Origin of the sequence: Ramlibacter sp. (assembly GCF_050250995.1) — a bacterium.
GTDB lineage: Bacteria > Pseudomonadota > Gammaproteobacteria > Burkholderiales > Burkholderiaceae_C > Ramlibacter.
In genome coordinates, this window is record NZ_JBFWNP010000016.1 from 26,177 (window position 1) to 48,697 (window position 22,521).

Genomic DNA, 22,521 nt, shown 5'->3' on the forward strand with positions numbered 1-22,521 from the left:
GGAAGATCGCCATGGCATCCGTCAACAAAGTCATTCTCGTCGGCAACTGCGGCCGCGACCCCGAAATCCGCTACCTGCCTTCGGGCCAGGCCGTCGCCAACGTGAGCGTGGCCACGACGAGCAAGCGCAAGGACCGCAACAGCGGCGAGATGGTCGAGGAGACCCAGTGGCACCGCGTCACCTTCTTCGACCGCCTGGCCGAGATCGTGGGCGAGTACGTGAAGAAGGGCAGCCCGATCTACATCGAGGGCCGCCTGGTCTACCGCAAGTACAACGACAAGGACGGCATCGAGAAGCAGGCGACCGACATCATCGCCAGCGAGATGCAGTTGCTCGGCTCGCGCCAGGGCATGGGCGGGCCGTCGGGCGGGGGCGACGACGATGGCGGCGGCGCACCGCAGCGTCGCAGCGCGCCGCCGCAGCGTGCGCCCCAGGGCGGTGGCGGCGGTGGCGGTGGTGCGCGTCCCGCGTCGAAGCCCGCGACGGGGTTCGACGACATGGACGACGATATTCCGTTCTGAGGCTGCGAGGAAAGCCCTGGGTCCCCGCCTTCGCGGGGACGACGAGTTCGCAAAACCTTCACTCGGCGGCGGCCGAAATCACCCCACCCCCCAGGCACACCTCGCCGTCGTAAACCACCGCCGACTGCCCGGGTGTCACCGCCCACTGCGGCTCGGTGAAGTCGAGGCGGAAGCGAGCGCCCTGTGCCCCGGAAAGCGTGCAGGCCGCATCCGCCTGGCGATAGCGCGTCTTCGCCGCGCAGGCGCCGGCCGGCGGCGGCTCGCCCGCAATCCAGCTCGCATCGTCCGCATTCAGCGATGACGACAGGAGCCAGGGGTGGTCATGACCCTGCACCACGTGCAGCGTGTTCTTCGCCATGTCCTTCCTCGCCACGAACCAGGGCGCATGCTCGCCGCCGCCGCGCTGCGCGCCCTTTTCCTTCACCCCGCCGATGCCCAGCCCCTGGCGCTGGCCGAGCGTGTAGAACGACAAGCCCTCGTGCCGGCCGATCGTGCGACCCCTCTCGTCCTTGATCGGCCCCGGCTCCTTCGCGATGTAGCGGTTGAGGAATTCGCGAAACGGCCGCTCGCCGATGAAGCAGATGCCCGTCGAATCCTTCTTCTTCGCGTTGGGCAGACCGATCTCGGCCGCGATGCGGCGTACCTCGGACTTGCGGATCTCGCCCACGGGAAACAGCGTGCGCGACAACTGCGCCTGGTTCAGGCGATGCAGGAAGTAGCTCTGGTCCTTGGTTTCGTCGAGACCCTTGAGCAGCTCGAAGCGCCCCTCGCGCTCGCGCACCCGGGCGTAGTGGCCGGTCGCGATCTTGTCGGCGCCCAGGCGCATCGCGTGGTCGAGGAAGGCCTTGAACTTGATCTCGGCGTTGCACAGCACGTCCGGGTTCGGCGTGCGGCCGGCCTGGTATTCGCGCAGGAACTCGGCGAAGACGCGGTCCTTGTAGTTGGCCGCGAAATTGACGTGCTCGATCTCGATGCCCAGCACGTCGGCGACGCTCGCGGCATCGACGAAATCCTGGTTCGACGAGCAGTACTCGCCGTCGTCGTCGTCCTCCCAGTTCTTCATGAAGATCGCGACCACCTCGTGCCCCTGCTGCTTGAGCAGGTGCGCGGTGACCGCGGAGTCGACGCCTCCGCTCAGACCGACGACGACACGAGGACGGCGACTCATTTGTGCGATTATCCCAGCGCCCCCTTCTCCCCATGCTCGAGCGGCCCACTCCGATCACGCTTCCCCGGCAGCGCCTCTCGCCCAGCGCGATGGTTGCGGCCGGGGCGCTGCACGTCGCATTGGTGTGGCTGTTGCTGCAGCACCAGCCCGTGCAGAACGTGATCCGCTACGTGGTCTACCACTACGTGCAGCCGATCTCGTCCGCCGCGAACAACGCGTCGAGCCCCAGGGCGATCAGCGCGCCCTCGCTCGTGCTGCGCCCTTCGCAGCGGCTGCCGGTGTTCTCGACCCGGCCCGACCCGAGCGTGCCGATGCAGGCGACGACGCAGTTGCCGGACACGCTGCAGTCGCGCGAGCCGGAGGTGTCGCCGCGGCGGACAGAGGCCGCGCCTCCCGTTCCGGCCCCCGCGCCGAGCCCGCCCGCACCGGTTCCGCCGCTGCCCTTGCCCTCCGTGGCGCCGCCTCCCATGCCGATGCCGCAGCCGGTCGAGCCGGAACCGGCGCCGGTTCCGCCGCCGCCCGTGCCGCCGCCACCGGCGCCGCCTGCGCCGCCTGCGCCGGTTCCGGTGCCCGCGCCAGTGCCTGCGCCCGCGCCCGTACCGGCTCCCGTCCCCGCGCCTGCGCCTGCGCCTGCGCCTGCGCCTGCGCCTGTCCCTGCACCTGCACCTGCACCTGCACCTGCACCTGTCCCGGCCCCGGCCCCGGCCCCGGCCCCGGCCCCGGCCCCGGCCCCGGCCCCCGCGCCTGCACCCATCCCTGCGCCCGCGCCGATTCCCGTGCCAGCGTCACCGGCTCCGCCTGCACCCGCACCGATTCCGGCACCTGCGCCACCCGCGCCTGTGCCGCCCCAAGCCGCTCCACCCGCTCCGCCCGCCCCTGCGCCGGCCATCGCGCCCGCCGCTCCTGTCCCCGCACCGCCCTCCACCGCCATTCCCGGCCGCTTCCAGGGCCCGGTCGTCGACGTGCCCGTGCGTCCCGGCGCTCCCGGCAGCGGCACCGCGACCCCGATCGCCGTGCCCCTCCCGGCCGCGCCTTCGCCGGGCTGGGGTGCGCCCGCGACCGCGCCGCCGGCACGGTCCGCACTGCCGCCTGCGCCCTTGATCCTTCCCCCCGCGCGTCCGGCGCTGCCGCCGCACCCCGGACCCTATCGCCAGCAGCAGCGCAGCCTCGCCGACATGGCGAACGAACAACTGCGGCGCGGCGCGCCGAGGGACCCGCTCGCGCAAGGCATGGAGGCCGCGGGCCGCGACGACTGCCTGCACGCGCCGAAACCGAACGCGCCGGCAGGCGGCCTGCTCGCGCTGCCGCAACTCGCCGAGCGCGCCCTCAACGAGAAATGCGCTCGCTGACCGCCCGCTCGCGACTTGGGCACGCCCGCTGATAGCATGCAAGGCACACAGGGGCGAACGAACGTCCCAGGCAGTACGACAAGGAGACAGACGATGCACAAGCGATTCTTCCTCGCAGCGCTGGCGGCCGCCGCGCTGGCCGCCACCGGCGGCGCGCTCGCCCAGGATTTCCCCCCGAAGAAGACCGTCACGCTCGTCGTCGGCTTCGCCCCCGGCGGCGCGGCCGATGCCGCGGCGCGCCTCATCGCGAAGAAGCTCGGCGACAACATCGGCCAGTCCATCGTCGTGGAGAACAAGGCGGGCGCGGGCGGCAACATCGCGCACCAGCAGGTGGCCGCGGGGCCGGCCGACGGCTCGATGCTGCTGCTCGGCTCGATCGGTCCGCTCACCATCGCGCCGCACATGATGAAGCTGCCCTACGACCCGTTCAGGGATCTCGCGCCCATCTCCGGCGGCGTGTACTTCCCGAACATGCTGGTCGTCAACGCGGGCGGCAACATCAAGACGCTCGCCGACTTCATCGCGGCCGCGAAGAAGTCGCCGAACGCGGTGAGCTACGCCTCGACCGGCCCGGGCTCGGCATCGCACCTCACCGGCGAACTCTTCGCGCAGCGCGTCGGCACCGACATGGTCCACGTCCCGTACAAGGGCGGATCGGCGGCCATGCCCGACCTGTTGGCCGGGCGTTTCACCGGCTACTTCGCCGCGCCGCCGACGGCGCTGCCGCACGTCGAGTCAGGCAAGCTCATCGCCATCGCCACGACCGGACTCACCCGGCCCGCCTACATGCCCAGCGTGCCGACGGTCGCCGAAACGCTGCCCGGCTTCCAGGCGCTCAACTGGTATTCGTTCAACGCGTCGTCGAAGACGCCGACCGCGATCCTCGACCGCTGGAACACCGAGATCGTGAAGGTGCTCAACGACTCCGAGGTGAAGGAGGCGCTCAACAAGCACGGCCTCACGCCCCACCCGACCACGCGCACGGGCCTGACCGAGTTCATGCAGAAGGAGTCCGCGCAGTGGGGCAAGATCGTGCGGGAGCGCAAGATCAGCGAGTGAGCCGGGGAACGGCCACCCAGGGCGCTCAGCCCGTCGGCAGGACGGCCTTGATCGCCGGGTCCGTGAATACGGCGTCGAGCGGATAGCGGACCCCCGCGAGGTAGTCCTCGATGCAGCGCAAGACGAGCGGACTGCGATGCCGCGCCGCGCTTGCGCGAACTTCCTCCGGCGTCATCCAGAGCGTTCGCACGATGCCGGCGTCCAGCGCGCGACCGGCGTGCGGCGCCCCGACCTCGCCCGCGTAGGCAAAGCGGAGATACGTGATGTCCTCCCCCGTCCGTTCCCGCTGGAACCGCGACAGATAGACCCCCAGCAGGAGCGTCGGACGAAAGGGATGCGCGGTCTCCTCGAGCGCTTCGCGCGCACAGCCCTCGGCCGGTGTCTCGCCGGGCTCGAGGTGGCCGGCGGGGTTGTTCAGGCGCAGGCCATCGCTCGTTTCCTCCTCGACGAGGAGGAAACGGCCGTCGCGTTCGATGATCGCCGCCACCGTGACGCTCGGTTTCCAACGTTCTGTCATGAAGGCGATTATGGGGCGCGCCGACGCGCCGGATGGGCCAGAATGGCGCGTCCCCTCTCCGACTCAGCCATGGCCCACCGACGGATCCTCGCCCTCGCTCCCGCCCTCTGGGCCCTGCTCTACGCTGCCGCCGCCTCGGCGCAGACGGCGATCTCGCCGACGCTGGGCAGCGCCTCCCAGGCGCTCCCGCCGATTCAGGCGGCGCCCGCCGCTGCCGCGGCCGCGGCCAATCCCTACGGCCTCGCCGCCCTGTGGGCGCAGGGCGATCCGGTCGCGCGCGCCACGCTCGTCATCCTGGTGCTGATGTCGCTCGCGAGCTGGTACGTGCTGATCCGCAAGCTCGTGGCGCAGGGCCGCATGGGCGTGCAGGGGCGCGACGCCAACGAGAAATTCTTCAAGGCCAACACCGTGCGCCAGGGCGCGGACACCCTGGAAAAGGGCAGCCCGTATCGCTTCATCGCGGAGTCGGCGCTCGAGGCGACGCGCAAGCACGACGGCCTGATCGGCCAGGTGGACCTGAACACCTGGGTCGCGCAGAGCATCGAGCGTGCGGTGGGCACCGTGCACAGCCGCACGCAGGAAGGCCTCGCGGTGCTGGCGACGGTGGGCTCCACCGCGCCCTTCGTGGGCCTCTTCGGCACGGTCTGGGGCATCTACAACGCGCTCGTGCGCATCGGCGCGTCGGGCGCGGCGTCCATCGACAAGGTGGCGGGGCCCGTGGGCGAGGCGCTGATCATGACGGCCATCGGCCTCGCGGTCGCGGTGCCGGCGGTGCTCGGCTACAACTGGCTCGTGCGCCGCAACAAGGTCGCGATGGACACCGTGCGCGGCTTCGGCTCGGACCTGCACACCGTCCTGCTGGCCGCAAGCGCGCGACGCGAGGCGCCCGCCGCGTGAGCATCCGCTACAAGGACGCGGGCGAGGGCGACGACGCCCTCATCGCCGAGATCAACACCACGCCGCTGGTGGACGTGATGCTCGTGCTGCTCATCATCTTCCTCATCACGATTCCGGTGGTGAACAGCTCCATCGCGGTGTCGCTGCCGCGCGAGCCGAACCAGGCGCGCGAGACGCAGGTCGACAACGCCATCGTCACCGTCGATGCGAACGGTGCGCTCTACTGGTTCGACGCGCCGCTGGCCGACCGGCAGGCGCTCGCCCGGCAACTCGTTCGCATCGCCGTGATGAGTCCGCAGCCCGAACTGCACATCCGGGCGGATGCCCGGGCGAGCTACGAGGCGGTGGGGCAGGTCGTGTTCTCGGCGCAGCAACTGGGCATCGCGCGCATCGGCTTTCTTACCGAGCCGCCTGCGAGATAAGGAAGCGAGCGCCATGCACATCCGCGCCGGAACCGAACGCGACCCCGAGCCGATCGTCGACATCAACACGACGCCGCTCGTGGACGTGCTGCTCGTGCTGCTGGTCATGCTGATCATCACGATTCCGATCCAGCTGCACTCGGTCAACCTGGAGATGCCCGGCACGAATTCGCCGCCGCCGTCGACACCGCCCGAGATCGTGCAGATCGACGTGCTGCCGAGCGGGCAGTTCACCTGGAACGGCGAAGCGCTTGCCGACCGGTCGGTCCTCGAAGAGAAGCTGCGCGACGCGGCGACGCGCACGGAGCAGCCCGAGATCCATCTGCGCCCCGACCGCGCCGCGCGTTACGACGCCGTGGCCGCGGCGCTGTCGAGCGCGCAACGCCTCGGTCTCACGAAGATCGGCCTCGTGGGCGGCGAGCAGTTCGGCCCTTGAAGAAGGGTTCAGCTGCCGTATTCGTCCGCGCCCTGCACCCAGATGAACGACTGGAGGTCGATCATGTCGCGCGCCTTGAAGCAGGGCCGCCGGTCGAGGTCGCGCCTTATCACGGCTGCGAAGGTCTGCAGGTTCTCGTAGCCGGTCCAGCTCGGCCGCGGGCTGTAGGCCAGGTCGAAGGCATAGGCGCGGGCCGCGCGCTGCGTGACCCGCGGCTTGAAGAACAGGTGCCGCTCCGGCCGCGCGATGAAGCCGAACACGGTGGCGACCGGCCAGGTCAGCACCGGGCTGCCGGGGCTGGGCAGGTCGGCGAGCGCTTCGAGCCAGTCGGAGAACTTGCTCCTCATCGAGCCGGGCCCGTGGAGGAAGGCATAGAGCTCGGTGGCGAACAGGCGCGCGCCTGCCGCGCTGCGCACGGCATCGCGCACGGCCATCTTCTCGAACGAGAACAGCAGGTTGGTGCGCGACTCCACGCGAACGGCCGCATCCGCGATCTGGCGGAACTCGCCGCGCGCTAGCAGCTTGCGAAAGGCGGCGGGGCCGAGCTCGGTCTGCCATTCGAGATGCGCGCGCTCCTTGTACGAACGCTCGGCCACGAGGTAGGTCTCGTCCTCGAAGCCATCGGGATAGTAGAGCTCGAATTTCCGGCGACAACGTGCGGCGCCGAGATAGCTCACGTTGCCGGCGCGTGGGCCGGCAAGCGGGTTGGAAAGGGAGGCGACGCGGAACATGGGGTCAGTGTTCGGGACCGCCGAAGCTCAGCCGTGTAGGACAAGACCTTGCCTGCCTGTAGGAGCCGGTCCTACGCCGCCCGAAGGGTCACCTCGGTGATTTCAGAGGGAGCGCCCACTCGCTTCGGAGGGCCCCAATACCCTGTCCCCGGCTGACGTATACCCACAGGCTCCCGTGTCGGTGCAGCCCGGCCGTGTACGGCTGCTGCAGAGGTACGAAGAGGTTCCAGGGCAGGAATTGCCCGCCGTGTGTGTGGCCGGAGAGTTGCAGGTCGAAGCCCGCTTCGGCGGCCGCCTTGGCGCTGCGCGGCTGGTGCGCGAGCAGCACCCGGGGCGCGTGGAGGGGCGCGCCCTGCAGGGCCTTGCCGGGGTCGCTCGCGTGCGACGCGTCGAAGTGATGCGCGGTGTAGTCGGTGACGCCCGCGAGCACGAGGGCCGACTCGCCGCGGCGAATCACGACGTGTTCGTTCAGCAGCACGTTCAGCCCCAGCCGCCGCAGCTCGCGCAGCCACGGCGCCGCCCCCGAGTAGTACTCGTGATTGCCCGTGACGAAGTAGCTCCCATGCACCGCGGTCAGCCGCGCGAGCGGCGCGACGTGCGCCGCGAGGTCGGCCACGCTGCCATCGACGAGGTCGCCGGTGACGGCGACGGCGTCGGCGCCGAGCGCATTCACCTTGTCGACGATCGCGGCCAGATACGGACCCTTGATCGTCGGCCCGATGTGGATGTCGCTGATCTGCGCGATGCGAAAGCCCTCGAATGCCGCGGGAAGCCCGGCGATGGGAACGTCGACGCGTACGACAGCCGGCACGCGACGCGCATTCCACAGCCCCAGCAGCGTGAGCAGCCCGCCGACGACGGGCACGGCCTCGGCCGACCCCATGCGCAACGCTTCGCGGTCGATGTCCAGCCCGGCCGCGCCGAGCACCCATGCACCCGCGAGCACGGCCTCGCGCGCCAGCGTCAGCACGAAGAGCGACGAGAACAGGCCGAGCGCCAGGTACCCGGCCCAGGCGAGCCGGTCGGAAGCCGGTCCGCGCGCGAGGCGGCGCGCGATCATCCCGAGCGGCACGGACAACGCGGACACGGCGAGCAGCAGCGCGAAGAGGCCGCCGAACGGTGACGCGAGATGCGGGACGATCCGCAGGCCGATGGCGAGGTGCAGCGCGAGGGAGAGCGCGAAGAGGAAGCGGAGGGACATGGGGAGACGGGTGCGGGGCCGGGGGAGATGGCCCGGCCTTTCGAGTAAGCTTGCGGTCAGCATACCGACAAGCGTTCGAGCGCGAGGAGATGAGTCCATGCAGACAGGCGTGCCCGCCGTGAACCCGGCGGGAGAAAACAGTGTGGCCGCGTCGGCGGCGACGTCCCTTCGGCCCTTGACCATCGGCGTTCCTCGCGAGACGGCGCAGGGCGAGAAGCGCGTCGCCACCGTGCCCGAGGTCGTCGCGAAACTCGCGAAGCTCGGCTTCGCGGTCGCGGTCGAAAGCGGCGCGGGCGATGCCGCGAACTTCGACGACGCGTCGTATCGCGCGGCGGGCGCCGAGGTCGTGCCGGGTGCGGCCGATCTCTGGTCGCGCTCGGACATCGTGTTCAAGGTCCGCCCGCCAAGCGCGGACGAAGTGGCGCTGATGCGCGAGGGCGGCACGGTCATCGGCTTCATCTGGCCCGCGCAGAACCCCGAGCTGATGCAGCAGCTGGCCGCGAAGCGCGCGACGGTGCTCGCGCTCGATTCGCTGCCGCGCCAGCTGTCGCGCGCGCAGAAGATGGACGCGTTGACCTCGATGGCCGGCGTGAGCGGCTACCGCGCCGTGATCGAGGCAGCGAACGCCTTCGGCCGCTTCTTCAACGGCCAGGTGACGGCCGCCGGCAAGATTCCGCCGGCCAAGGTGTTCATCGCGGGTGCCGGCGTCGCGGGCCTCGCGGCCATCGGCACCGCCGCGAGCCTGGGCGCCATCGTGCGCGCCAACGACACGCGGGCCGAAGTCGCGGACCAGGTGGTCTCGCTCGGCGGCGAGTTCGTGAAGGTCGACTACGAGGAGGAAGGTTCGGGCGGCGGCGGCTACGCCAAGGTGATGAGCGAGGGCTTCCAGCAGGCGCAGCGCGCGATGTACGCGCAGCAGGCCAAGGACGCCGACATCATCATCACGACCGCGCTGATCCCCGGCAAGCCCGCCCCGAAGCTCATCACCGCCGAGATGGTGCGCAGCATGCGGCCCGGCAGCGTGATCGTCGACATGGCGGCGGAGCAGGGCGGCAACTGCGAGCTGACCGAGCCGGGGCTTGCCGTGGTGAAGCACGGCGTCACCCTCATCGGCTACACCGACCTGGTGAGCCGGCTCGCGCGCCAGTCCTCGACGCTCTACGCCAACAACCTGCTGCGCATCACCGAGGAACTTTGCAAGACGAAGGACGGCGTCGTCAACGTCAACATGGAGGACGACGCGATCCGCGGCCTCACGGTGGTGAAGGACGGCACGGTGACCTGGCCGCCCCCGCCGCCGAAGCTTCCCGCGGCCGCCGCGAAGCCCAAGGCCGCGGCGGCGCCCGTCGCTTCCAAGGGCCACGGCCACGGCAGCGTGGAGCCGATGTCGGCGAAGACGCTGGCCATCGTGTTCGGCGTCGGCGCGCTGCTCTTCCTGCTGGTCGGCATGTACGCGCCGGCCTCCTTCCTCGCGCACTTCACGGTCTTCGTGCTCGCCTGCTTCGTCGGCTACATGGTGATCTGGAACGTGACGCCCTCGCTGCACACGCCGCTCATGAGCGTGACGAACGCGATCTCGTCGATCATCGCCATCGGCGCGCTGGTGCAGATCGCGCCGCCGCTGTCGGGCGGCGGCGGCGACCGGCCCTCCGGCCTGATCCTCGGCATGGCCGTGCTCGCGCTCGCGCTCACCGCCATCAACATGTTCGGCGGCTTCGCGGTGACGCGGCGCATGCTGGCGATGTTCCGCAAATAAGGCGACGGACAAGAAAATGAACGCTGGCCTCGCCACCGCCTCCTACATCGGCGCCACCATCCTCTTCATCCTGAGCCTGGGCGGGCTCTCGAACCCCGAGACCGCGCGCCGCGGCAACCTGTTCGGCATGATCGGCATGGCGCTGGCCGTCATCGCCACCGTGCTGAGTCCGCGCGTCTCCCCCGCGGGCTATGCGTGGATCGTCGGCGCGCTCGTCGTCGGCGGGGCCATCGGCCTCGTCGCGGCGAAGAAGGTGCAGATGACGCAGATGCCCGAGCTCGTCGCGCTCATGCACAGCCTGGTCGGCCTCGCGGCCTGCCTCGTCGGCTTCGCGAGCTACGTCGACACCTCGATCGTCTTCACCGGCGCGGAAAAGACGATCCACGAAGTCGAGATCTACGTGGGCATCCTGATCGGCGCGGTCACGTTTTCCGGCTCGCTCGTCGCCTTCGGCAAGCTGTCCGGCAAGATCGGCGGCAAGCCGCTGCTGCTGCCGGGGCGGCACTGGCTCAACCTGGCCGGACTGCTGGTCGTGCTGTGGTTCGGCCGCGAGTTCGTGCGCGCCGAGAGCGTGCAGGCGGGCATGACGCCGCTCATCATCATGACGGTGATCGCGCTGCTCTTCGGCATTCACATGGTCATGGCCATCGGCGGCGCGGACATGCCGGTGGTGGTGTCGATGCTCAACTCCTATTCGGGCTGGGCCGCGGCGGCCACCGGCTTCATGCTGAGCAACGACCTGCTGATCGTGGTGGGCGCGCTCGTCGGCTCCTCGGGCGCGATCCTCTCGTACATCATGTGCCGCGCGATGAACCGCAACTTCATCAGCGTGATCGCGGGCGGCTTCGGGACGGGCTCCGGCTCGCCCGCGCCGGCCGCGGGCGCCGGGGAGCAACCGGCGGGCGAGGTGTCCCCCATTGCCGCGGTCGAGACGGCGGAGCTGCTGCGCGAATCGAAGAGCGTCATCATCGTCCCCGGCTACGGCATGGCGGTGGCGCAGGCGCAGCACACCGTCTACGAGATCACGAAGCTGCTGCGCGAGAAGGGCGTCAACGTCCGCTTCGGCATCCACCCCGTGGCCGGCCGGATGCCGGGTCACATGAACGTGCTGCTCGCCGAAGCGAAGGTGCCGTACGACATCGTGATGGAGATGGACGAGATCAACGAGGACTTCCCGGAAACGGACGTCGCGATGGTGATCGGCGCCAACGACATCGTGAACCCCGCCGCGCAGGACGACCCGGCGAGCCCCATCGCCGGCATGCCGGTGCTGGAGGTCTGGAAGGCCAGGACATCCATCGTCATGAAGCGAAGCATGGCGTCGGGCTATGCCGGCGTCGACAATCCGCTGTTCTACAAGGACAACAACCGCATGCTCTTCGGCGACGCGAAGAAGATGCTGGACGAGGTGCTGGGGGCGCTGCGCGCCTGAGCGGTGTGCCGCTCGGGGTGAAGAGGGGCCGCGCGCCCCTTGTCCCGAAGGCGTCCGGGCTATTCGGGAAAATCGGGGGAATCCCGAGACGAGGGACAGGGACAATGCGCCTGACCCTTGGCCTACTGGAGAACAAAAGATGACCGACCGCCCGTGGCTTTCCTCGTATTCCCCCGGCGTGCCCGCCGACATCGACCCGGGGCAGTACCAGTCGCTGGTGCAGCTCATGGAGGAGAGCTTCCAGAAGTACGCTGCTCGCCAGGCCTATTCCTTCATGGGCAAGGACATGAGCTACGGCGAGACCGACTCGCTGTCGCGCGCCCTTGCGGCCTACCTGCAGGGCCTCGGCCTTGCCAAGGGTGACCGCGTCGCGATCATGATGCCCAACGTGCCGCAGTATCCGGTGGCCGTTGCCGCCATCCTGCGCGCGGGCTACGTGGTCGTGAACGTGAATCCGCTCTACACCCCGCGCGAGCTGGAGCACCAGCTCAAGGACTCGGGCAGCAAGGCCATCGTCATCGTCGAGAACTTCGCGAACACGCTGCAGCAGTGCATCGCGGCCACGCCGGTCAAGCACGTGGTGCTGGCGGCCATGGGCGACCTGCTCGGCGGGCTCAAGGGCATGATCGTCAACTACGTCGTGCGCAACGTGAAGAAGATGGTGCCGGCGTACAACCTGCCCGGCGCCGTGCGCTTCAACGACGCGATTTCGAAGGGCGAGAACGGCACGCTGCGCCAGCCCGAGATCAAGCCGGACGACATCGCGGTCCTGCAGTACACGGGCGGCACGACCGGCGTGTCGAAGGGCGCCGTGCTCCTGCACCGCAACGTCATCGCCAACGTGCTGCAGTCCGAGGCGTTCAACCAGCCCGTGATGGACAAGGTGCCCAAGAGCGAGCAGCTGACCGCCGTCTGCGCGCTGCCGCTCTATCACATCTTCGCTTTCACGGTCGGGATGATGCTCACCATGCGCACGGGCGGCAAGCTGATCCTGATCCCGAATCCGCGCGACCTGCCCGCGGTGCTGAAGGAGCTGTCGAAGCACAAGTTCCACAGCTTCCCGGCGGTCAATACGCTGTTCAACGGCCTGGCCAATCATCCGGACTTCGGCAAGGTCGACTGGAGCAACCTCAAGGTGTCCGTGGGCGGCGGCATGGCGGTGCAGGGCGCCGTGGCGAAACTGTGGCTCGACAAGACCGGCTGCCCGATCTGCGAAGGCTACGGCCTGTCGGAGACGTCGCCTTCGGCAAGCTGCAACCCGGTCACGAGCAAGGAGTTCACGGGCACGATCGGCGTGCCGCTGTCGTCGACCTGGATGAAATGCATCGACGACGACGGCAACGAGGTGCCGCTCGGCCAGCCCGGCGAAATCGCGATCAAGGGGCCGCAGGTGATGGCGGGCTACTGGCAGCGCCCCGACGAGACCGCGAAGGTCATGACCGACGACGGGTACTTCAAGTCCGGCGACATCGGCGTGCAGGACGAGCGCGGGTATTTCAAGATCGTCGACCGCAAGAAGGACATGGTGCTGGTCTCCGGCTTCAACGTGTATCCCAACGAGGTCGAGGACGTGGTCGCCAGGCTCGAGGGCGTGATGGAGTGCGCCGTGGTCGGCGTGCCCGACGACAAGACGGGCGAGGCGGTCAAGCTCGTGATCGTGAAGAAGGACCCGGCGCTCACCGAGGAGAAGGTCCGCGAGTACTGCCGCGCGAACCTCACCGGCTACAAGCAGCCGCGGGTGATCGAGTTCCGCGCCGACCTGCCGAAGACGCCGGTGGGCAAGATCCTGCGGCGGGAATTGCGGGACAGGAAGTAAGCGTTCGCGCGATGCCTTCGGCGCAGCGGCGGGAAGCGGATTGAAGACGGCGATCGTCTCCGCCATGCACGAGGAGCTCGGCGCCGTGCTGGCGCTGATGCCCGACGAGCGCAGGCAGCCGGTGGCGGGGCGCGACTTCTATGTGGGCCATCTGCACGGCCGCGACGTCGTCGCCGTGCTCTCGCGCATCGGCAAGGTGGCCGCGGCGACCACGGCGACGGTGCTCATCGAGCGCTTCGGTGTCGATCGCATCGTGTTCACCGGCGTGGCGGGCGGCTTGCGGCACGGCGTGGAGCGCGGCCACGTGGTGGTGGCCGACAACTTCCTGCAACACGACCTGGACGCGACGCCGATCTTTCCGCGCTACGAAGTGCCCCTGTACGGCAGGAGCCGTTTCGACACCGACCCCGCGCTCACGCACCGGCTCGCGGGCGCCGTTCGCAAGGCGCTGCCGGGCACCACGCTCCACCGGGGGCTGATCGCGAGCGGCGACCGTTTCGTGTCGACGACCGCCGAGAGCCGGGCCTTGCAGCTCGCGCTGCCCGATGCCCTGGCCGTCGAAATGGAAGGCGCCGCCGTCGCCCAGGTCTGCCACGACTACGGCGTGCCGTTCGCGGCGGTCCGCACGATCTCGGACCGTGCCGACGACGACGCGACGGGGGACTTCCTGCAGTTCATCCGCGACGTGGCGAGCCGGCACACGGCGGCCATCGTCGAAGCCTTTCTGAGCGCTTGATCCGGGCGCGCGTCCGGCCTGTCGGGCATCGCCTCCGAATCCGCAGCGGGATTCGCTACGTATAGTCGTGTCCATGCGAAAACACTCCGTCGTCGATCTCCTCCTGCTGGCCCACCTGCCCTTCCTCCCTGCGATTGCAATCGCCCAGGAGCAGGCGCCCCGCGAGCTGGCGCCCGTCACCGTCCAGAGCACGCGCGGCGACCTGCAGGGCATCGCCGAAAGCGCGAGCGAAGGTGTCGTGACGTCCAAGCAGTTGCGCACACGGCCGCTGCTGCGCGCCGGCGACATCATGGAGGCGGTGCCGGGGCTTGTGGCGACGCAGCACGCCGGCGAGGGCAAGGCCAACCAGTATTTCCTGCGCGGCTTCAACCTGGACCACGGAACCGATTTCGCCACCTTCGTCGACGGCGTTCCCGTCAACCTGCCGACGCACGCGCATGGCCAGGGCTACACCGACCTCTATTTCCTGATCCCCGAGCTGGTCGATGCGGTCCACTATCGCAAGGGTCCGTACTACGCCGAGGAGGGCGATTTCGCCGCGGCCGGCAGCGCGCGCATCCGCACGCTGCGCAAGCTCGCGCGGCCGCTCGGCATCCTGGAGGCGGGCCGGCACGGCTATCGGCGCGCGCTCGCGGCGGGGTCGTTCGAAACGTCGTCGGGCGACGTGCTGCTGGCCGCGGAGCGCATGCGGGACGACGGACCGTGGAAGGTGGCGCAGAACCTGCGCAAGACCAACCTGATGGGCCGGCTGTCACGCGGCGTGGCCGGCAACGGCCTGTCGCTCGGCTTCACGCACTACGAGGCGGACTGGACATCGACCGACCAGATCCCGCAGCGCGCGATCGACAGCGGACTGCTCGATCGCTTCGGCTCGCTGGACCCCACGGCCGGGGGGCGCACGCGCCGCACCGGCGTCAATGCCGAATGGGAGGCTTCGGGCGCGGGCGTGGACACGCGCATCTCGGGATACGCGACGCGCTACCGGCTCGACCTGTATTCGCAGTTCACCTATTTCACGCGGGGCTGCGACCTCGAGCCGCTGCCCCCCGGCTGCAACGGCGGCGTCGCGCTGGATCAGTTCGAGCAGGTCGACCGCCGCAAGACCTGGGGGCTCGCCGCCCGGCAATCGCGCACCGCGCAGCTCGCCGGTATCGAAACCCAGTTCACCTACGGCGCGGAGTTCCGACGCGACGACATCGGCGAGGTCGGGCTCTACGACACGGCGCAGCGCCTGCGCCTCGCCACGGTGCGCAGCGACGCGGTCGACCTCGACGCGCTGGGCGTCTGGGGACAGGCAGAGCTTCGCTTTCATCCGCAATGGCGCGGCGTCGCCGGCCTGCGCTGGGACCGGCGGCGGGCCGATGTCGCGAGTTCGGTTGCGGCCAACAGCGGCTCGAGCACCGCGTCCATCGCAAGTCCCAAGCTTTCGCTGGCCTACCTGCCGTCGCCGGAGATGGATCTCTACGCCAACTGGGGCCGCGGCTTCCACAGCAACGATGCACGCGGGACGGTCATTCGCGTCGACCCGAGGGATGGGGTCACGCCGGCCCAACGGGCCACGCCCCTCGCGCGGGCCGAAGGCTACGAGATCGGCGCGCGCAACAAGTGGTCGCCGACGTTCACGACCACCGCCGCGCTCTGGGCGCTCAAGCTCGACTCCGAACTGCTTTTCGTCGGCGACGCTGGAACGACCGAAGCGTCGCGTCCGTCGCGCCGCTCGGGACTGGAGGTCGGCGCCAACTGGCGGCCGGGCGGCGGCTGGGAAGTGGATGCCGACGTCGCCGTCACGCGTGCGCGTTTCGGCGACAGCGATCCCGCCGGCAACCGCATCCCCGGTGCGATGGAGCGCGTGGCGACGCTGGGCGTGACCTGGGAGCGCGGACCCTGGACGCTGGGCGCGCGCGTGCGGCACTTCGGCGCGCGGCCGCTGATCGAGGACAACTCGATTCGGGCGGGCTCGAGCACGCTCGTGAACCTGCGGACGATGTACCGCTTCAACCGGAACGTCGAGGTGTTCGCCGATCTCTTCAATGCCTTCGACCGCAAGGCCAGCGATATCGCGTATGCCTACGCTTCCCGCCTGCCCGGCGAGCCCGCGTTCTCGGAGTCGACCACGGCGCCCGACGTCCACCTGCACCCCTCGTCGCCGCGCACGCTGCGCCTCGGGGTGAAGGTGAACTTCTGACCCTGCGCCGCCGAGCCTACTTGAGCCAGCCCCGGCGCCTGAAGTACCACATGGGAATCAGCGCGCTCGCGGCCATCACGGCCAGCGCGTACGGATAGCCCATGCCCCATTCCAGCTCCGGCATGTGGCGGAAGTTCATGCCGTAGAGGCTGGCCACCAGCGTGGGCGGCAGCAGCGCGACGCTCGCCACCGAGAAGATCTTGATGATCTTGTTCTGGTTGATGTTGATGAAGCCGACGGTGGCGTCCATCAGGAAGTTGATCTTGTCGAACAGGAACGCCGTGTGGTTGTCGAGCGACTCGATGTCGCGCAGGATCTGGCGCGATTCCTCGAATTGCTCGGCCGTCAGCATGCGGCTGCGCATCATGAAGCTCACGGCGCGCCGCGTGTCCATGACGTTGCGGCGGATGCGGCCGTTCAGATCTTCCTGGCGTGCGATCGCGCCCAGCACCTCGCCGGCCAGCGCGTCGGTGACGTCTCCCGCGAGCACCTGCTTGCTCACCTTCTCGAGCTCGTCGTAGATGCCTTCCAGGGTGTCGGCGGAGTATTCCGCATCGGCGTCGAAGAGCTTCAGCAGCACTTCCTTCGCGTCCTCGATCAGCCCCGGCGCGCGGCGCGCGCGCAGGCGCAGCAGGCGGAACACCGGGACGTCCTCGTCGTGGATCGAGAACAGGACGCCGTGGCTCTTCAACGACGGGTTCACGAGGTTCAGGATGAAGGCCACGCGCACCGCGCGCGGCTCGTCATCGCCCGCGATCAGGAAGTCGCTGCGGATGTGCAGGTCGCCGTTGTCCTCTTCGTAGAAGCGCGCGGACTCCTCGATGTCCTCGTCCATCGCGTCCTCGGGAATGGACAGCCCGTAGTACTGCTTGACCCAGCGCTTTTCCTCCGGACTGGGCGATTCGAGGTCGACCCAGATCGGCTGGAATTTCGAGAGCTCCTCGAGGGACTCGATCTCTTCCTGGAACAGACGCCCGTTCGCGAGCGTGAAGATGTTGAGCATGTGTGCTCCGTGACGATTGCTGCTGCCGACGCGACGAGAGGGGAAACGCTTTCCCCGCCGCGTGTCACGGGCGAGGAAAGCTACCGACTGGGATCGATTTCCAAGGCGCTGGCTCCCGCTGTGAGGATGGCCGCGATTATGCCGCGAGGCCGTCGAAGAACGACAGCAATTCGGTCTTGCGCGCGTATGCATCCTGCTCGCCGAGTTTGACGAGCGCGCCGACGAAGCCGGGCTCGAAAAGCAGGTAGCTCGCGAGCGCGCCGCCGCCGCTTCGCAGGGCGCCCAGCCCGCCGAGCGCCCGGCGCACGGAGCCGGGCAATTCCTTCACGTGCGCCTGCGCCATCGCGTCGAGCGACCGGGTGGGCTGCATCGCCAGGACCTCGATCGGCCGGTAGGGCAGGACGGCCGCGATCTCGCGCGGCAGTTCGTTGAGCGTGCGGGCCAGGCGCTGCGTCTGTTCCACGTCGGCCTGCAGCGTGTCGTGGAAGACGCTCGCCATCGCATGGCCCGCGATGCCGCCCATGGTCGGCTCGCCGGCGGCCGCCGAGCCCCCCAGGCCCGAACGCTGCGGCTGGCCGACGCCGATCACGAGCACCTTGTGGGCGCCCAGGTGGACGGCGGGCGACAGCGGCGAGACCTGCCGCATCGAGCCGTCGCCGAAATACTCGCGGCGGCCGTCGACCCAGAGCGGCGTGGCGGGGAACAGGAAGGGGATGGCGCTGGAGGCCATCAGGTGCTCGATCGTGAGCGGCTGGAACTCGGCGCGTCGGCCCGGCCGCTGCCACGCCTCGTGTTTGCGGTCGTTCGACGTATGGCAGAACGTCCAGTGGACGCCGCTGGTGTAGCTCGACGCCGTGACCGCCACGGCGTCGATGGCCTTGCCCTCCAGCGCATTTTCGATCCCCTGCAGCGAAATCGTGCGATGCAGCGTATCGACCAGGGGCATGTTGTCCAGGATCGCGCCCTGCTGGCGCGCCTTGCCCCAGAGGTTCACGGCGGCGAGCAGCCGGCTGAACCGCACCCACGGCGAGACGTGCAGCCGGTAGACCTCCTCGGACCGCATGCGCTCCCAGAACCCCGCCAGCTGATCGAAGGCCGCCAGGCCGGTCGCCGCGGTGCTCGCGAGGTAGGCGACGTTCAAGGCGCCGGCCGAGGTGCCGACCAGCACCTGGAACGGGAATGCGCGGGGCGGACCGGGCTGAAGCTTCAGCATGGCGCAGAGCGCCTGCAGCACCCCCACCTGATAGGCGGTACGCGCCCCGCCTCCCATCAGGACCAACGCATGGACCGTGCGGTCCCGACGGGTCATTCCGGCGTGGATGACGGTTCCCAGGCTCATGCCAGGCCTTCGCTGGGCCGCCCCGAGAAGGCCTGAGCCCCCTCGGGGGGCAGTGACGACACGAAGTGCGGAGCGTGGGGGCGCATGTTCTTATGGTAGAGCCGCGGTCGAGGCCGCGCCATTTAAGGCTGAGGCAGGACGATTCCTACACAACCGGACCGACCCGTCCGACACCACGGTCGAGCGGGCGCGCCTAGATTCAATGGGTTCCCGGCCTTGTTCCCGACCGGGTGCGAAGGAGCGACGATGATCCAGCGAGCGTCCGATCCGAACGCCAGCCGCACGACGGGTTGGCGACCCGCCCCGGCCGACGCCAGAGGTGCTTCCCTGGAGATGCGCCGGCGCGCTGCCCATGCCTGGCCCTTCATCAGCCGCCATGGCGAGAAGCCGGCCGCAGGGCAGCCCGCCAAGAACACCCACGTCGACAGCACGAGCTGACGCATCGAGGAAAGAGAGAGACCATCATGTACAAAGAGCCCAAGTCCACGAACCGCTACCAGGACACGCCGCGCGACAAGCCGCATGCCGAGCGCGTGGAGCATGCGAACCTCGAGCGCCCCGGCGCCCGGGCCCATCCGCGCGCTGCCGGCTGGAGCCGCGTCCACGATCCGCTCGCAGGCTGGGCACAGCGCTGATCCTTCGCGGGTCGACCTCGCCAACTCATCTGTACGCCACCGGGCGGCCTTCGGGCCGCCCTTTGTCCTTGAGGCATGTCAAAGGTACGGCAGAGGTTGCAATTTGCTGCACCGCGAAGCCCCGTTTTCGATTGCATTTCGCCCCCGTCGGGGGCATAGTGGGTCGAGCGACATCGAGTTTTTTCCCCAGCCAGACGAGTGCAACAGGAGGCTACTCATGAACCTGACGATCAGCGGTCACCATCTCGAAGTTACCCCGGCTCTGCGCAGTTACGTGACCACCAAGCTCGATCGAATCACCCGCCACTTCGACCAGGTCGTCGACATCCGCGTCCTGCTTGCCGTGGACAAGCTCAAGGAAAAGGAACGACGACAGCGTGCCGAGTGCAGGATCCACGTGAAGGGCAACGACATGTTCGCCGAAAGCAGTCACGAGGACCTGTATGCGGCGCTCGACGAACTCGTCGACAAGCTCGACCGCCAGGTCGGCAGGCACAAGGACCGGCTGCAGGACCACCACCATGACGCGGCGAAGCGTGTCGTGATGTAGGTCGCCGTTTCCGGCCCCATGAAACAGCCGCCCGCAAGGGCGGCTTTCGTTTGTGCGCCGGGCGAAATCCCCCGGCCGAGGCGGACGGTCCGGCACGTGGTTCATAATCCGCCTTTGCCCGCCATGAACCGCCTCGCGTCCATCCTGCCGCCCGCCCAGGTCCTGGTGGGTGTCGACGCCACCAGCAAGAAGCGCGCTTTCGAGGAAGCCGGGCTCTTGTTCGAGAACCTCCACGGCCTCTCGCGCGCCCTCATCACCGACAGCCTGTTCGCGCGCGAGCGCCTGGGCTCCACGGGCCTCGGCCATGGCGTCGCCATCCCGCACGGCCGCATCAAGGGCCTGAAGGCGCCGATGGCCGCGCTGTTCCAGCTCGCCAACCCGATCGGCTTCGACGCGCCGGACGAGCAGGCCGTCAACCTGCTCATCTTCCTGCTGGTGCCCGAGGCGGCCACGCAGAAGCACCTGGAAATCCTGTCCGAGATCGCCGAGCTGCTGTCCGATGCGCCGCTGCGCGAGCGCATGCGCGGCTGCGGCGACGCGACCGAACTGCACCGCTTGATTGCCGACTGGCAGTCGGCGCAGTCGGCCTGAGGCGCCGATGTCGAGCGGCGGCTTGCCGAGCCAAGGCGCAAAGGCCCCCGACGGGGGCAGCGGACCGCGCGAAGCGGGGAGGGGTGGAGGCCCATGAAGCCGACCGTCGTCAGCGCGGACGTTCTCTTCGAGGACCATCGCTCGAAGCTGAAATGGGAATGGGTGGCCGGCCTCGGCGCCTCCGAGCGGCGATTCGACGAGGTCGCGGTGCGCGCGGCGCGCTCGGGCGCCGACCTCGTGGGCTACCTCAACTACATCCATCCCTACCGCGTCCAGATCCTCGGCGAGCGCGAGATCCGCTATCTGACCAATGCGACGGCGGAAGACTGCGCGCGGCGCATCGCCCGCATCGTGACGCTCGAGCCCCCGGTGCTGGTGCTCACCGACGACCAGACCGCGCCCGATGCGCTGCTGTCGATGTGCGAGCGCGCGCAGATCCCGATGTTCGCGACGCATGAGCCGTCGGCCTTCGTCATCGACGTGCTGCGCGCCTACCTCTCCAAGCATTTCGCCGAACGCACATCGATGCACGGCGTGTTCATGGACATCCTGGGCCTGGGCGTGCTCATCACCGGCGAATCGGGCCTCGGCAAGAGCGAGCTGGGGCTGGAGCTCATCACGCGCGGCAACGGGCTGGTGGCCGACGACGCGGTCGACCTGTACCGCGTGAACCAGACGACCATCGAGGGCCGCTGCCCCGAGCTGCTGCAGAACCTGCTGGAGGTGCGCGGCATCGGCCTGCTCGACATCCGCGCGATCTTCGGCGAGACGGCGGTGCGACGGAAGATGCGGCTGCGCCTCATCGTCCACCTCGTGCGGCGCGAAACGATGGAGCGCGAGTACGAACGCCTGCCCTACGAGCCGCTCACGCAGGACGTGCTGGGCGTGCCGGTGCGCAAGGCCGTGATCCCCGTCGTGGCGGGCCGCAACATCGCCGTGCTGGTCGAAGCCGCGGTGCGCAACACCATCCTGCAGCTACGGGGCGTGGACACGTACCAGGAATTCGTCGAGCGGCACCGCCAGGCGATGGAGCAGGGCGGCTGACCGGACCGCAGCCGGGGGCCGCCCCAAGGCGGGCCAGCCCCCTTGGGGGGCAACGGACCGCGCGTAGCGGGGGAGCGTGGCTGCCTTATCTTTTCGGCCTGTGCGGGCAGGCGTCCTTCGTGCAATGCGCGTACAGGCTCAGCGCATGCTCCGCGATCTCGAAGCCCTGCAGCCTTGCCACGTCGTTCTGCCGCCGCTCGATCTCGGGGTCGTAGAACTCCTCCACCCGCCCGCAGTCGAGGCACACCAGGTGGTCGTGGTGCGTGCCCTCGTTGAGCTCGTAGACGGCCTTGCCGCTTTCGAAATGGCTGCGCGTGAGGATGCCCGCCTGCTCGAACTGGGTGAGCACGCGATACACGGTCGCGAGACCGATGTCGGAGCGCTCGTCGAGCAGCACCCGGAACACGTCCTCGGCCGTCATGTGGCGCAGTCCGCCCTTGTGAAAGACGTCGAGGATCTTCAGCCGCGGCAGGGTGGCCTTCAGGCCCGTACTTTTGAGTTCGTCGATGTTGGCCATGGGGGGCTGCCGCTACAATGGGCCGCATCATATCGTCCCCCTTTCCGCGCATGCCAGAAGCCCTCTTCCGCCGTCCGTTCGGCGCGCCGCGCACCCTCGCAACCCTCCTCGCCTGCGCGGTGCTGGCGGGCTGCGGCACGTTCGACAATGTCAGCAACCGGATGGTCGGCGCGATCACGCCTTACCGTGTCGAGATCGTGCAGGGCAACTTCGTCTCGAAGGAGCAGGTCGATGCGCTGCGCCAGGGCATGACGCGCCAGCAGGTCCGCGAGATGCTCGGCACGCCGCTCGTGACGAGCATCTTCCACGCCGACCGCTGGGACTACGTGTTCACCATGAAGCGCCAGGGCGTCGAGCCGCAGCAGCGCCGCCTGACCGTCTTCTTCACCGGCGACCGTTACGACCGCGCCGAGGGCGACGCCATGCCCAGCGAGTCCGAATTCGTCGCCACGCTCGACAAGAAGAAGCGCGATGCCAAGGTTCCGGCGCTCGAGGCGAGCGAGGCCCAGCTGAGCCGGTTCGCGCGCCCCGCGGCGCCGTCCCTGACCCCGGCCGACGCCGCGCCCGCCCCTTCGCCGTCCAGCTATCCGCCGCTCGAGCCGGCGGCGCGCTGAGC

At 69.2% G+C, this 22,521-nt stretch carries 24 protein-coding genes and 1 pseudogene; 17 read left to right on the forward strand and 8 right to left on the reverse strand.

The genetic code is table 11. From position 1 onward, the window contains the following. The first annotated feature begins 11 nt into the window (after positions 1–11). The gene (gene ssb, locus AB7E83_RS12730; RefSeq protein WP_428569949.1) at positions 12–521 is read left to right on the forward strand and encodes a single-stranded DNA-binding protein; all 510 of its coding nucleotides are present in this window, start codon (positions 12–14) and stop codon (positions 519–521) included. 58 nt (positions 522–579) lie between these two features. On the opposite strand, the gene mnmA is transcribed toward ssb, so the two are convergent. Together mnmA and AB7E83_RS12740 are read right to left on the reverse strand one after the other, a co-directional pair. After that, complete coding sequence (gene mnmA / locus AB7E83_RS12735) at positions 580–1,689, reverse strand: tRNA 2-thiouridine(34) synthase MnmA (RefSeq protein ID WP_428569951.1); 1,110 nt, start codon at positions 1,687–1,689, stop codon at positions 580–582. A 181-nt stretch (positions 1,690–1,870) separates the two neighbouring features. Further along, the gene (locus tag AB7E83_RS12740; protein WP_428569953.1) at positions 1,871–2,158 is read right to left on the reverse strand and encodes a hypothetical protein; all 288 of its coding nucleotides are present in this window, start codon (positions 2,156–2,158) and stop codon (positions 1,871–1,873) included. 370 nt (positions 2,159–2,528) lie between these two features. On the opposite strand from AB7E83_RS12740, the gene AB7E83_RS12745 reads away from it, so the two are divergent. Both AB7E83_RS12745 and AB7E83_RS12750 read left to right on the forward strand, forming a co-directional pair. After that, positions 2,529–3,038, forward strand: a complete 510-nt coding sequence (locus tag AB7E83_RS12745; protein WP_428569956.1) for a hypothetical protein — start codon at positions 2,529–2,531, stop codon at positions 3,036–3,038. 93 nt (positions 3,039–3,131) lie between these two features. Next, positions 3,132–4,097: a Bug family tripartite tricarboxylate transporter substrate binding protein gene (locus AB7E83_RS12750; RefSeq protein WP_428569959.1), complete on the forward strand. Its 966-nt coding sequence runs from the start codon at positions 3,132–3,134 to the stop codon at positions 4,095–4,097. Positions 4,098–4,122: 25 nt separating this feature from the next. Here the strand turns inward: AB7E83_RS12750 and AB7E83_RS12755 are convergent, their stop codons facing one another. Further along, the gene (locus AB7E83_RS12755; protein ID WP_428569961.1) at positions 4,123–4,614 is read right to left on the reverse strand and encodes an NUDIX hydrolase; all 492 of its coding nucleotides are present in this window, start codon (positions 4,612–4,614) and stop codon (positions 4,123–4,125) included. Positions 4,615–4,683: 69 nt separating this feature from the next. Between AB7E83_RS12755 and AB7E83_RS12760 the strand changes: the two genes are divergently transcribed. From AB7E83_RS12760 to AB7E83_RS12770, 3 genes are read left to right on the forward strand one after another with little or no spacing between them, the layout of a single operon-like run. Continuing rightward, complete coding sequence (locus AB7E83_RS12760; RefSeq protein ID WP_428569963.1) at positions 4,684–5,511, forward strand: MotA/TolQ/ExbB proton channel family protein; 828 nt, start codon at positions 4,684–4,686, stop codon at positions 5,509–5,511. Continuing rightward, the gene (locus AB7E83_RS12765) at positions 5,508–5,933 is read left to right on the forward strand and encodes an ExbD/TolR family protein (protein ID WP_428569965.1); all 426 of its coding nucleotides are present in this window, start codon (positions 5,508–5,510) and stop codon (positions 5,931–5,933) included. Before AB7E83_RS12760 ends, AB7E83_RS12765 begins: the two co-directional genes overlap by 4 nt. A 13-nt stretch (positions 5,934–5,946) precedes the next feature. Further along, complete coding sequence (locus AB7E83_RS12770; protein ID WP_428569967.1) at positions 5,947–6,369, forward strand: ExbD/TolR family protein; 423 nt, start codon at positions 5,947–5,949, stop codon at positions 6,367–6,369. A gap of 8 nt (positions 6,370–6,377) precedes the next feature. On the opposite strand, the gene AB7E83_RS12775 is transcribed toward AB7E83_RS12770, so the two are convergent. Next, positions 6,378–7,100: a hypothetical protein gene (locus AB7E83_RS12775; protein ID WP_428569970.1), complete on the reverse strand. Its 723-nt coding sequence runs from the start codon at positions 7,098–7,100 to the stop codon at positions 6,378–6,380. 71 nt (positions 7,101–7,171) lie between these two features. Then, positions 7,172–8,301: pseudogene (locus AB7E83_RS12780) on the reverse strand (metallophosphoesterase). 97 nt (positions 8,302–8,398) lie between these two features. Here AB7E83_RS12780 and AB7E83_RS12785 point away from each other — a divergent pair. From AB7E83_RS12785 to AB7E83_RS12805, 5 genes are all read left to right on the forward strand, one after another. Continuing rightward, the gene (locus AB7E83_RS12785) at positions 8,399–10,057 is read left to right on the forward strand and encodes a Re/Si-specific NAD(P)(+) transhydrogenase subunit alpha (protein WP_428569972.1); all 1,659 of its coding nucleotides are present in this window, start codon (positions 8,399–8,401) and stop codon (positions 10,055–10,057) included. A gap of 16 nt (positions 10,058–10,073) precedes the next feature. Beyond that, the gene (gene pntB, locus AB7E83_RS12790; protein ID WP_428569973.1) at positions 10,074–11,489 is read left to right on the forward strand and encodes a Re/Si-specific NAD(P)(+) transhydrogenase subunit beta; all 1,416 of its coding nucleotides are present in this window, start codon (positions 10,074–10,076) and stop codon (positions 11,487–11,489) included. A 139-nt stretch (positions 11,490–11,628) separates the two neighbouring features. Beyond that, on the forward strand, positions 11,629–13,305 hold the full coding sequence (locus tag AB7E83_RS12795; RefSeq protein WP_428569976.1) for a long-chain-fatty-acid--CoA ligase: 1,677 nt from the start codon (positions 11,629–11,631) through the stop codon (positions 13,303–13,305). Between the two features lie 40 nt (positions 13,306–13,345). Continuing rightward, positions 13,346–14,041 carry a 5'-methylthioadenosine/adenosylhomocysteine nucleosidase gene (locus AB7E83_RS12800; RefSeq protein WP_428569978.1) on the forward strand — a complete coding sequence of 232 codons (696 nt, stop codon included), beginning with the start codon at positions 13,346–13,348 and terminating at the stop codon, positions 14,039–14,041. Between the two features lie 73 nt (positions 14,042–14,114). Beyond that, entirely contained in the window at positions 14,115–16,226 is a 2,112-nt protein-coding gene (locus tag AB7E83_RS12805; protein WP_428569980.1) for a TonB-dependent receptor, read from the forward strand. 16 nt (positions 16,227–16,242) lie between these two features. Here the strand turns inward: AB7E83_RS12805 and corA are convergent, their stop codons facing one another. Together corA and AB7E83_RS12815 are read right to left on the reverse strand one after the other, a co-directional pair. Then, positions 16,243–17,229: a magnesium/cobalt transporter CorA gene (gene corA / locus AB7E83_RS12810; RefSeq protein WP_428569983.1), complete on the reverse strand. Its 987-nt coding sequence runs from the start codon at positions 17,227–17,229 to the stop codon at positions 16,243–16,245. Between the two features lie 136 nt (positions 17,230–17,365). Continuing rightward, a complete protein-coding gene (locus AB7E83_RS12815) occupies positions 17,366–18,568 on the reverse strand; it encodes a patatin-like phospholipase family protein (protein ID WP_428569986.1) in 1,203 nt (400 codons plus the stop codon). Positions 18,569–18,814: 246 nt separating this feature from the next. Between AB7E83_RS12815 and AB7E83_RS12820 the strand changes: the two genes are divergently transcribed. The 5 genes from AB7E83_RS12820 to hprK all read left to right on the forward strand — a co-directional run bounded on the left by AB7E83_RS12820 (position 18,815) and on the right by hprK (position 21,388). After that, positions 18,815–19,006, forward strand: coding sequence for a hypothetical protein (locus tag AB7E83_RS12820; protein ID WP_428569989.1), 192 nt, complete (start codon positions 18,815–18,817; stop codon positions 19,004–19,006). Positions 19,007–19,032: 26 nt separating this feature from the next. Beyond that, entirely contained in the window at positions 19,033–19,203 is a 171-nt protein-coding gene (locus tag AB7E83_RS12825) for a hypothetical protein (RefSeq protein WP_428569991.1), read from the forward strand. A gap of 217 nt (positions 19,204–19,420) precedes the next feature. Further along, entirely contained in the window at positions 19,421–19,753 is a 333-nt protein-coding gene (gene hpf / locus AB7E83_RS12830) for a ribosome hibernation-promoting factor, HPF/YfiA family (protein WP_428569993.1), read from the forward strand. Positions 19,754–19,876: 123 nt separating this feature from the next. After that, complete coding sequence (locus AB7E83_RS12835) at positions 19,877–20,344, forward strand: PTS sugar transporter subunit IIA (protein WP_428569996.1); 468 nt, start codon at positions 19,877–19,879, stop codon at positions 20,342–20,344. A gap of 93 nt (positions 20,345–20,437) precedes the next feature. Continuing rightward, positions 20,438–21,388 (forward strand): HPr(Ser) kinase/phosphatase, encoded by a 951-nt coding sequence (hprK, locus tag AB7E83_RS12840; protein WP_428569999.1) that lies wholly within the window; start codon positions 20,438–20,440, stop codon positions 21,386–21,388. Between the two features lie 85 nt (positions 21,389–21,473). On the opposite strand, the gene fur is transcribed toward hprK, so the two are convergent. After that, positions 21,474–21,905 (reverse strand): ferric iron uptake transcriptional regulator, encoded by a 432-nt coding sequence (fur, locus tag AB7E83_RS12845; RefSeq protein ID WP_428570001.1) that lies wholly within the window; start codon positions 21,903–21,905, stop codon positions 21,474–21,476. A 50-nt stretch (positions 21,906–21,955) separates the two neighbouring features. Here fur and AB7E83_RS12850 point away from each other — a divergent pair, with 50 nt between their 5' ends. After that, entirely contained in the window at positions 21,956–22,519 is a 564-nt protein-coding gene (locus tag AB7E83_RS12850) for an outer membrane protein assembly factor BamE (RefSeq protein WP_428570004.1), read from the forward strand. Positions 22,520–22,521: the final 2 nt, after the last annotated feature.